The organism is Actinomadura sp. HBU206391, assembly GCF_014323665.1.
In the GTDB taxonomy this organism is placed as follows: domain Bacteria; phylum Actinomycetota; class Actinomycetes; order Streptosporangiales; family Streptosporangiaceae; genus Actinomadura_C.
This window is the reverse complement of sequence record NZ_JABVEB010000225.1, coordinates 1-8,544: the sequence shown is the minus strand read 5'-3', so window position 1 is coordinate 8,544 and position 8,544 is coordinate 1. Positions and strand designations below refer to the sequence as shown.

Genomic DNA, 8,544 nt, shown 5'->3' with positions numbered 1-8,544 from the left:
CGATACTGTGAACGCCAACAGATACTTTTAGTTGAGATGGTCGAGCAGGTCACCGACACCGCCGCAGACGAACTGCACGCTCCCCTCGGGCAGGAGGCCCGACTCGATGATCAGCTCGACCAACCGGGCGGTCAGGTACGCCGTCTGGCTCGCCGGCTTGATCAGGCTCGGCATGCCCGCGATGAACGCCGGCGCCAGCTTCTCCAGCGGTCCCCACATCGGGAAGTTGAAGGCGTTGATCTGCACCGCGACTCCGGGAAGCGGGGTGTAGATGTGCTGCCCCACGAAGGTGCCGCCCTTGCCGAGGGGCTCCACGGCGCCGTCGACGAGGACCGTGTCGTTGGGCAGCTCACGCCTGCCCTTGCTCGCGTACGACAGCAGCACGCCGATGCCGCCGTCCACGTCGATCCGCGAGTCGGGGAGAGTGGCGCCGGTCCGGGCCGACAGCGCGTACAGCTCATCTCTGTGTTCGCGCAGGTGCAGGGCCAGCGACTTGAGCAGCACGGCCCGTTGGTGGAAGGTCAGCTCCCGCAGCGCGGGGCCACCGACCCGGCGGCCGTAGTCCAGCGCGGCCGCCATGTCGACGCCGGTCGAGGAGATGCGGGCGACCTCCTCGCCCGTCACCGCGTCCCTCAAGGGAGCGCCCTCATCCGGCGGAACATGCCAGGAACCAGAGACACGGCTGTGCAGCGGAGCCATCGCGGGCCCTCCTCGTCGCCGAATTACCGACCGTACGTTCAGTCAGGATATTACCCTGGCGACAGGGTGGAGGGAATGGCCGCCGCTCACGGATGGCGCTGACGCGCTCCCACCCGGCGGCGCCGTGTCGATCGCGCCGGCGGCGCCGTGTCAATCGCCCGCCGGCCGGCCGTCTTGCAGCCGCAGACCGTCGAAAGCGATCTTGCAGACGGCGTCGGCCAGCTCGGCGGCGCTCGCCCTGCCGCGCGGTTGGTACCACTCGGTCAGCGAGTTGATCATGCCGAACAGCAGCCGGCTGACGTTCGCGGGATCGACGTCCGGCCGGACGTCGCCCTCGGCCGCGGCCTGAGCGACCATCTTCGACACGAAGTGATCGAACTGGCGCCGGCGGGCGAGCGCCTGCCGCTCCACCTTCGTGTTGCCGCGTACCCGCAGGAGCAGGGTCACGAAGGGAAGCCGGTCGACCAGGACCGCGACGCTGGCCCGTACGAGGTGTTCCAGCCGATCGATGGCACGCCCGTCCATCGCCTCGGCCTCGTCCGCCGCCGCGAAGAGCCCGTCGAGCGCGTAGTCGACCGCCAGCTGGAGGAGTTCGTCCTTGCTGGAGACGTGGTGGTAGATGGCGGACTTGCTGATTCCCAGCTTCTTGGACAGGTCGTCCATGCTGGTGCCGTCGTAGCCGCGATCGTTGAACACCTTCGCCGCGACCTGCACCAGAGATTGCCTGTCGTAGCCGGGCCGTCCTCGTCGAGTCGGCCGGTCGTTGCCCGGGGTGGTCACGGTCATCAGTATCCCAGTCCGATCAGGGCGACGGGCCCCGGCCGATCACGCTAAGTGAAGGCCCGGTCGTCTCGCCTCGGCCGCGACCCTGGGCCGCGGATCATCCCGCGCCGCCGTCCTCGCCGAGGGCGGCGAGCAGCTCGGCGGCCGCCTCACGGACTGCGCTGTCGGCATCGCCTCGCAGCGGCGAGAGCGTCGGCACGCATTTCAGCATCACCGCGAGTCCGATGTCCGGCCACGACTCTCCGAGCTCTGGATCGGGGTCGCGGTCGGTGGAGTCGAGTGCGGCCTGTGCGATCTCCGACAGCAGCGACACGAGCGCGGGGCGGACGCGATTGCCGGGGTCGGCGGCGAGCCGTGCCAGGAAGGGAATGGCGTTCACGGTGGCGGGATGGATCCTGCCCTCCTCGTGCAGCGCCCAGCGCAGCCGGGCGAGTGCGCTCTCGGCCGTGCCGGCGTCGTCCGACGCGGCATCGCGGATCCAGACGGGCACCTTCGCTGCCGGGCCGTGCACGGCACGCAGCGACTCCCAGTCGAGCCGGTTGAGGGACACGGTCAGTTCCAGTTGCGGCCAGATCACCTCCGGATGGAGCCGCACGGTGGCCGTTCCGGCCGTCGCACCGACGGTCAGCGTGCCGTCGGGACGCAGCAACAGCGTCTCGATATCGGAAGGGAGCGGCACGTCGACGTCGGTCCCCGAACGCACGTCCCACAGGCGTACCACGCCATCGGCCCAGGCAACTGCGATGACCGGCCCGGTGATCAGCTCGGCCGCACTGATCCCGGTAGTCCTCGAGGAGCGGCGCGCGATCGCGACCGGCCCCCATTCGATGTCGGGAGACCACAGCTGCACCAGCCCCTTCGCGTCCCCGCTCACCACCGTCGGGCCACAGCCTTCGAGGTGGATACAGGCGATCGCGGTGATCGGTGCGTCATGCGGTGTCCCGCCATCCGAATCATCCGAATCATCCGGGGCCACCGGGGTCTCCGGGGTCTCCGCCACCGGCGGCGTGGCAGCCGCCCCGCTTCTGTCGAGCCGCCACAGACACAAGCCGCCGCCCTCGTCGCCCGCGGCGGCGAGATCGCGGCCGGCGTCGACGGCCCAGGCCGTGCGCTCGCCCGGGTCCTCCCCGACGAGCGACGCGGCCGACGGCCCGGGTGACGGCTCGAGTGACGGGCGCGCTCCAGGCTGAGGATCATCCGAGGCCGTCACGACGCTCCACCGGCCCTGTGGGTCGGATTCCCCGGCCCACGGCGACCGGGGTCTCTTTGCCTCTGCGGCCCTCTCCTCCAGCACGGCCTCGGGTTCACGGATCCGCTCGCTCCAGTCCACCCCGAGCGCACTGGCGACATTCTCCAGCGCGGCGCGGGTACGGGCGTGGACGACGAACGGGAAGTCCGCGAAGTCCTCTACGTCGTGGTAAATGATCGCGTCCGGCGCGCCATAGGTGACCGTCTCGGTGCCGAGTTCCCGCCAGGGCAGCAGTCCGAGCGCCGGGAAAGCGCGGCGAACCCGTTCCATGAGCTCCGGGTCGGCCTCGTTCATCTGCACTGACCACCCGTAGTGCGCGGGCAGCCGATCAACGGCGAGCTGAAGGAAGAACTCGGAGATCGACCGGGACTGCGTCACCCAGCTGTGGTCATCGACGCTGACCAGCACCTTCGGGTCGGCGAGCGCGGAATCCGCGGCCAGGTATCCCCACTCGTTGCAGTACTGGTATTCGGCCTTGAACACGCAGATCCGCCGCTCGTCGCCGAGGCCCGAGAACGGGTCGTCGCCGGACGGCCGGTCCGCGGCGCCGCCCGGGGCGGGGCCGGGCCGCACCGTGGGCGGCCATTCCGGATTGGTCCAGTAGAGACGAGGCCGGTGGGTGAAGGAGTTGAACGGCAGATCCCACCATTCGTCCAGCGCCTTGGGAATCGAGAGCGTCAGGTCGACCCCCTCGAAACGGTCTGCCTCCTCGCCGGTCGCCGCGGCCTCGAGCCGCCGCAGATATGCCTTGTGCTCGTCCTCGGACCAGCGCGCCCAGACCGGACCGCCGCCGGGGTTCTCGTACCCCCATTCCTCCTGGAACTCGCGCAGCAGCGTCCAGCGCGGACCGGTGTCGGCGAGGTGCTCGGCGAACTCTTCGGCGGACATGCGCTCGCGTGCGTCCCAGCGGGGCATCACCCGTCGCAGCCGTTCGGCGAACCGCCCGTAGTCGATGATCTCGGTCATAACGAAGATCGTAGATCGCACTTCTTGTCCTAGCCGCCGAGGAGGCGCGTAGGGTCGGACGGTGACCGAATTGATCGTCGAGGCCCGGGATGTTGGGGTCGAGCTGGGCGGCGGTCCGGTTCTGCGCGGCGTCGAGCTCCATGTCGGTCGAGGCGACATCGTGGCCGTGGTCGGGGAGAACGGCGCGGGCAAGTCGACGTTGCTGCGGTGCCTGGCGGGGCTTCAGCCCGGGGTGTCGGGAGAGGTCGGCGTCTTCGACCGGCCGCCGGTGGACGAGCCGGCGTTCTGGCGCGACGTCGCCCTCGTGGGTGACGAGCCGGCGTGGTACCCGGGGCTGACCGTGCGCGAGCATCTGGAGCTGATGCCCGCGGTGCACGGCGCGGCCCGGATGGAGGTCGGTACGTCGCTGGAGACGTTCGGCCTGGCCGGGCGGGGCGACATGTCGCCGCTGTCGCTCTCGACCGGCCAGCGGCAGCGGCTGTCGCTGGCCATGGCGCTGATCCGGCCGAGCCGGTTGCTTCTGCTGGACGAGCCGGAGCGCGGGCTCGACCCGGCGTTCAGGGAACGACTTGCGACAAGCCTCACCGAGTACGCGGCGGAGGGCGGCACGGTGGTGATGGCGACGCACGACCTGCGCCTCGCCGAGACCACCCGCGCCCGGACGGTGACGTTGGAGGCGGCATGAAGACCTGGTCGGATCGATATTCCGCCGTGGTGGGGTTCGTCGTGGCCGTGGCGCTGCTGGCCCAGGCGTCGAGCACGGTGCTGCCCGGCCTCGCGCGGCAGGTGGACCCGTCCAGGATGGGCGCGGGCGTCGCCCTGGTCGCGCTGGCCTACGCGGGTTATCTCGCGCTCGCCCGCGCGTTCGGTCCGGTCGCCACCTCGGCCGCCGACGCGGCGTGGCTGGTGCTCTCGCCGCTTCCGCGTCGCGGCGTGCTCAGGAAGACGGCGGCGATTCTGCTCGCGGTCTCGCTGCTGGGCGGGCTGGCATTGGCCGTGGGCCTGCTCTCCGCGCTCGGCGTCCCCGACCGGCTCACGCTGCGGCTGCTCACGGCGGCGGTGCTGGGCATGTCGGCGACCATCGGCGGAATGGCTGCGGCGGTACTGGCGCAGGCCTCGCAGGCATGGGATTCGTGGCTGCTAGCAGCGATCATCTCCGTGGTGGTGCTGGCCGTGCTCGCGGCGGTGATGGGCAGCGGTCCGTGGCGGCCGCTGCTGGCGGCCATCGCCGGGGCGCCCGCCCACGTGGCCTCCGCCATCGCGGTCGCTTCGGCCGTCGCGGCCGCCGTGCTCGCGCGGCGGGCGTGGACGGCGCTCGAACGCGTCCCCGCGCGCCGGATCCTGGCCGCCTCGACGCGTGCCGGGCATGTGACCACCGCGACGGTGCTCCTGGATCCCGGTGCGCTGACCTGGATCGCCGAGGACGAGCACTGGCGGCGGCGCGGCCTGCGATCACGACCGTGGCCGCCGCGGCTCCCCGGCCCGCTCGCGCTCGCCTGGTCCGACTGGCGCCGACTGGCGCGGCGTCCGGGCCGGTCGGCGCTGCTGCTCGCGAGCGCCGCGCTGCCCGCCTTGGCCGCGCACGCCGGGGGTGGTCTCACCACGGCCGCGCTGGTCGTAGTGGCCGCCGGAGCTCTCGGCGCCGCGGCGGCCTGCACGGCGGGCGCGCGCCGGGACGGGGACGACCCGAGCCTGGTGCGGCTGTCCGGCGTCGGCATCCGGCCCGCGCTGGCGGCCCGTACGCTGCTGCCCGCGCTGGTGGGCGGCGCCTGGGTCAGCGCCGCGCTGACCGGGCTCGTCGCAGTGGGCGCGCTGCGAGAAGGGCCGTGGTGGCTGTTCGGCCCGGCGGCCGCGCCCGCGCTGGCCGCCGGGGCCCTGCGGATGGCGCGGCGACACCCGGTCGACCATTCGATGCCGATCATCCCCTTGCTGGGCGCCGCCGTGCCCACGGGCCCGGTCATCTGGGCGCTGACCGGGGCGGACCTGGCCGCGCTCGGCTGCGCGCCCGCCATGCTGGCCCTGAGCAGCCAGCCGCCCGCCCTCGGTCCCTATCTGGTCGCCCAAGCGCTGTCCGGAGCGGGCATGGCGGCGGTGTTCCTGCTCCGCCGCCGGGTCCGCTAGCCGAGGGCCCGCTTCCTCTCCATCGATGTCCGCTGTGCCTCATTGCTGTCCGCTGCGCGGCGCCACCGGTCGTGGGGTCGTTTCCGCGGTCTCGCCGATGAGGTCCAGAACCGCCTCGGCGGCTGTTCCGGCACCGTCGACGGCGGCGAACAACCCCTGAAGGCGCCGTGCGTTGTGCCGGTAGTGTTCGTCGGCCAGCACGGCACTTGCGATCTTTGTCATTCGCCGCGTCCCGGCGGCCGCTATGGGGACGAGCCGTGCGGCACCCGCCCGCTCGGCGAAGGCGACGTTCGCATCCTGTTCCGGCTGCAGCGGGACGCCGATCAGCGGCACTCCGGAGGCCAGCGCGGTCTGGACGCTTCCCTGGCCGCCCGCGGCGACGGCGAGATCGACCCGGGGCATGATCAGGTGGTTGGGCAGCAGAGGTTCGACCATCACCTGCTGATTCTCGAGATCGCCGAGTTCGTGCACGGTCGCGGCCACGAGAATCCGGGCGTCCAGTGGGGTCAGCGATCCAACGATCCGCCGGACGAGCTCGGGCTCGCTGGAGGTGACCGCGACGTACACGATCGGATCTCGGCCGGTGAGGAACCTCTCCACGCGTTCCGGCACAGGCAGCGGGAGTCGTGCGTACAGCGGGCCGGTGTAGCGCAATCGCGTCCCGGCCCGGTATCTGCTCGGGTCGCGTGGCGTCCAGGAATCGACGTCGTCTTGGGAGACCCCGAGCACCTCGGGGATGTCGGTTACGAGTGTGAGGTCGCCGAGCAACAGCGCCGGGAAGCTCGGGACGCCCTCGACGCCGAGCTCATGGGCGAGGCGGTTGAAGTCCCCGGTATAGAGCGTGAGCCCGGCTGCGCCTTTGTTGACCATCCAGCGCCGAACCGGCCGGGGCAGCCAGCGCTCGAGCGGCAGACCGACGGGCCGGCTGGGCGCCGGCAGCAGACCGCGCTCGAAGACGGGCGGAAGAAAGGAGCCCGCGTGTTCGGTGACGAGCGGGATCCCGGCAACGCGGGTCGACAGCAGCGCGGTCAGCGTCCAGCCGGTGACGGCGGCCCGGACGCCATGAGTGCGGAAGTAGGCGACCTCCGCCTGGACGTAGTCGCGCATCTCCTCGTATGCCCACATGCTCTGGTCCGGCGAGCCGATTCCGGGTACCGACCGCACGAACGAAGCACAGCGTTCCGGGCCCATCCCCTCGCCGATCAGGTCGTAGGCGACTCTCGCATCGGTCAGCACCCGCGCATAGGGGCCACCGTGAGTGGCGACCCGGACCTCGGCACCACGCGCGCGCAGAGCCCGATAGACCTCGAGCATGCGCGAGGTCTCCGACAGGAAGCAGCAGTTCGGCAGAAGACAGATCACGACATCACCTCGATGCCAGTTTAGGTAACATGTTACCTATGTCAACCAGTCTCCCCTGGGAAGCACTCGGGCTGTCCGAGGACGAAGCCGAACGACTCGGCGGCGACGCGGCGACCCGCGTCCGGATCTTCCGCCTCATCATCGTGCTGGCGCAGGAGCTGCGCACCTTGATGGATCAGCGGCTACGGCCCGACGGCCTCACCACCCAGCAGGCCGCCCTCATCACGGTCGTGGACGCGATCGGGGTACCCTCGCTGTCCCAGGCCGCCGCGGCACTCGGCACAAGTCACCAGAACGCCCGGCAGATAGCCGATGCCCTGGAGCGCAAAGGAATGCTGCGCATCGGTCCGGACGAAAAGGACGCACGCGTCCGCCGGCTGCAGACGACGAACCAGAGCCATGAGTACTGGCGGCAGCGGTCGTGGTCAGACCAGCAGTTGGTGCTCGAATGGTTCCAGTGCCTCACCGATGAAGAGGCGCGGACGCTCTTCGATCTCATGCTCCGTGTCGAAGCCCATGTACGGACCGGATTCACCACCGACCAAGCCGATGAGGAAGGCTCGGAGCCTGTTGCCGGGTCGTAGGGCGTGGCTCCCACAGGAACCACGTTCACTTCCGACGGGCGACCATCCCAAGGAACTGCTGGAGCCTGCAACGCGCCAAAGAACTGTCGACCACACCGATCCGCCGATTCCGGTAAGACCCGGTACCGGGCTACGGTCGCGGAGGCTCCATCAGCGAGGGGAACGGATGGTCGAAATCGAACTCCTCGCCGGAGCGGAGATCTCGGTAGACCCATGAGCCGCCGACCTGCTGAGCCGTTGACGCCCGGGTGAACCCGCGGAGCGTGCCGTAGGTGACCTGGATCCCGGCGTCCAGTGAGTACCAGAGCTCAACGCGGCCACGACCGTACTGGGTGAACTGCCTGACCGTCTGGATGACCGCGCCGCCCCAGGTCGAGCGGCATTCGCCGTGCAGGCGTTCAGAGGTCCGGCCGTCGCGGTGGAGGCGTTCGACCCGCGCGTCATCGAAGACGAAGGCGGCGAACTCCCGCATGCTCCCCGGCGACCTCATCGGATAGTCCACGACCAGCGTGAAGGCCCCGCGTCGCGACGACAGCTCGTAGGCGATGACCAGGCATTCCGTCAGGTAGCTCAGCGAGGTCTCCAGCGCCTGGATCGGTTCCATGGACCCTCTCCGATTCACGATCGGTCGATCGTGCACACGTTAAGGGACGTGTGGGCGGCACGGGTCAGGTAGGGCAGGTCACGTGAACCCGGCACGCGGTTATCACGCTTTCGCCTTCGCCCAGATCGACGGTCGTACGCCAGAGTCGCCACGCCCATGGGCCGACCTGCGGGGCG

7 protein-coding genes and 1 pseudogene are annotated in these 8,544 nt (G+C 70.5%); 3 read left to right on the top strand and 5 right to left on the bottom strand.

Annotation, left to right across the window (positions count from 1 at the left end; genetic code table 11):
* Positions 1-33: 33 nt before the first annotated feature.
* The 3 genes and pseudogenes from HKK72_RS32030 to HKK72_RS32020 all read right to left on the bottom strand — a co-directional run.
* A pseudogene (locus HKK72_RS32030) lies at positions 34-699 on the bottom strand (aldehyde dehydrogenase family protein); the annotation flags it as partial.
* Positions 700-849: 150 nt separating this feature from the next.
* Entirely contained in the window at positions 850-1,485 is a 636-nt protein-coding gene (locus HKK72_RS32025; protein WP_187238175.1) for a TetR/AcrR family transcriptional regulator, read from the bottom strand.
* Positions 1,486-1,579: 94 nt separating this feature from the next.
* Positions 1,580-3,697 carry a hypothetical protein gene (locus tag HKK72_RS32020; RefSeq protein WP_187238174.1) on the bottom strand — a complete coding sequence of 706 codons (2,118 nt, stop codon included), beginning with the start codon at positions 3,695-3,697 and terminating at the stop codon, positions 1,580-1,582.
* Positions 3,698-3,758: 61 nt separating this feature from the next.
* Here HKK72_RS32020 and ccmA point away from each other — a divergent pair, with 61 nt between their 5' ends.
* Positions 3,759-4,382: a heme ABC exporter ATP-binding protein CcmA gene (ccmA, locus tag HKK72_RS32015; RefSeq protein ID WP_187238173.1), complete on the top strand. Its 624-nt coding sequence runs from the start codon at positions 3,759-3,761 to the stop codon at positions 4,380-4,382.
* Positions 4,379-5,818: a DUF6297 family protein gene (locus HKK72_RS32010; RefSeq protein ID WP_187238172.1), complete on the top strand. Its 1,440-nt coding sequence runs from the start codon at positions 4,379-4,381 to the stop codon at positions 5,816-5,818. Before ccmA ends, HKK72_RS32010 begins: the two co-directional genes overlap by 4 nt.
* Positions 5,819-5,857: 39 nt before the next feature.
* Here the strand turns inward: HKK72_RS32010 and HKK72_RS42500 are convergent, their stop codons facing one another.
* Positions 5,858-7,180: a glycosyltransferase gene (locus HKK72_RS42500; protein WP_187238171.1), complete on the bottom strand. Its 1,323-nt coding sequence runs from the start codon at positions 7,178-7,180 to the stop codon at positions 5,858-5,860.
* A gap of 38 nt (positions 7,181-7,218) precedes the next feature.
* Between HKK72_RS42500 and HKK72_RS32000 the strand changes: the two genes are divergently transcribed.
* Positions 7,219-7,764 (top strand): MarR family winged helix-turn-helix transcriptional regulator, encoded by a 546-nt coding sequence (locus HKK72_RS32000; protein ID WP_187238170.1) that lies wholly within the window; start codon positions 7,219-7,221, stop codon positions 7,762-7,764.
* 130 nt (positions 7,765-7,894) lie between these two features.
* Here the strand turns inward: HKK72_RS32000 and HKK72_RS31995 are convergent, their stop codons facing one another.
* Positions 7,895-8,368, bottom strand: a complete 474-nt coding sequence (locus HKK72_RS31995; protein ID WP_187238169.1) for a hypothetical protein — start codon at positions 8,366-8,368, stop codon at positions 7,895-7,897.
* Positions 8,369-8,544: the final 176 nt, after the last annotated feature.

Bases quoted from the DNA above. Each gene is read 5' to 3' on its own strand.
- HKK72_RS32020 (WP_187238174.1), bottom strand. From the start codon at position 3,697: ATGACCGAGATCATCGACTACGGGCGGTTCGCCGAACGGCTGCGACGG.
- HKK72_RS31995 (WP_187238169.1), bottom strand. From the start codon at position 8,368: ATGGAACCGATCCAGGCGCTGGAGACCTCGCTGAGCTACCTGACGGAA.
- HKK72_RS32025 (WP_187238175.1), bottom strand. From the start codon at position 1,485: ATGACCGTGACCACCCCGGGCAACGACCGGCCGACTCGACGAGGACGG.
- HKK72_RS32010 (WP_187238172.1), top strand. From the start codon at position 4,379: ATGAAGACCTGGTCGGATCGATATTCCGCCGTGGTGGGGTTCGTCGTG.
- HKK72_RS32000 (WP_187238170.1), top strand. From the start codon at position 7,219: ATGTCAACCAGTCTCCCCTGGGAAGCACTCGGGCTGTCCGAGGACGAA.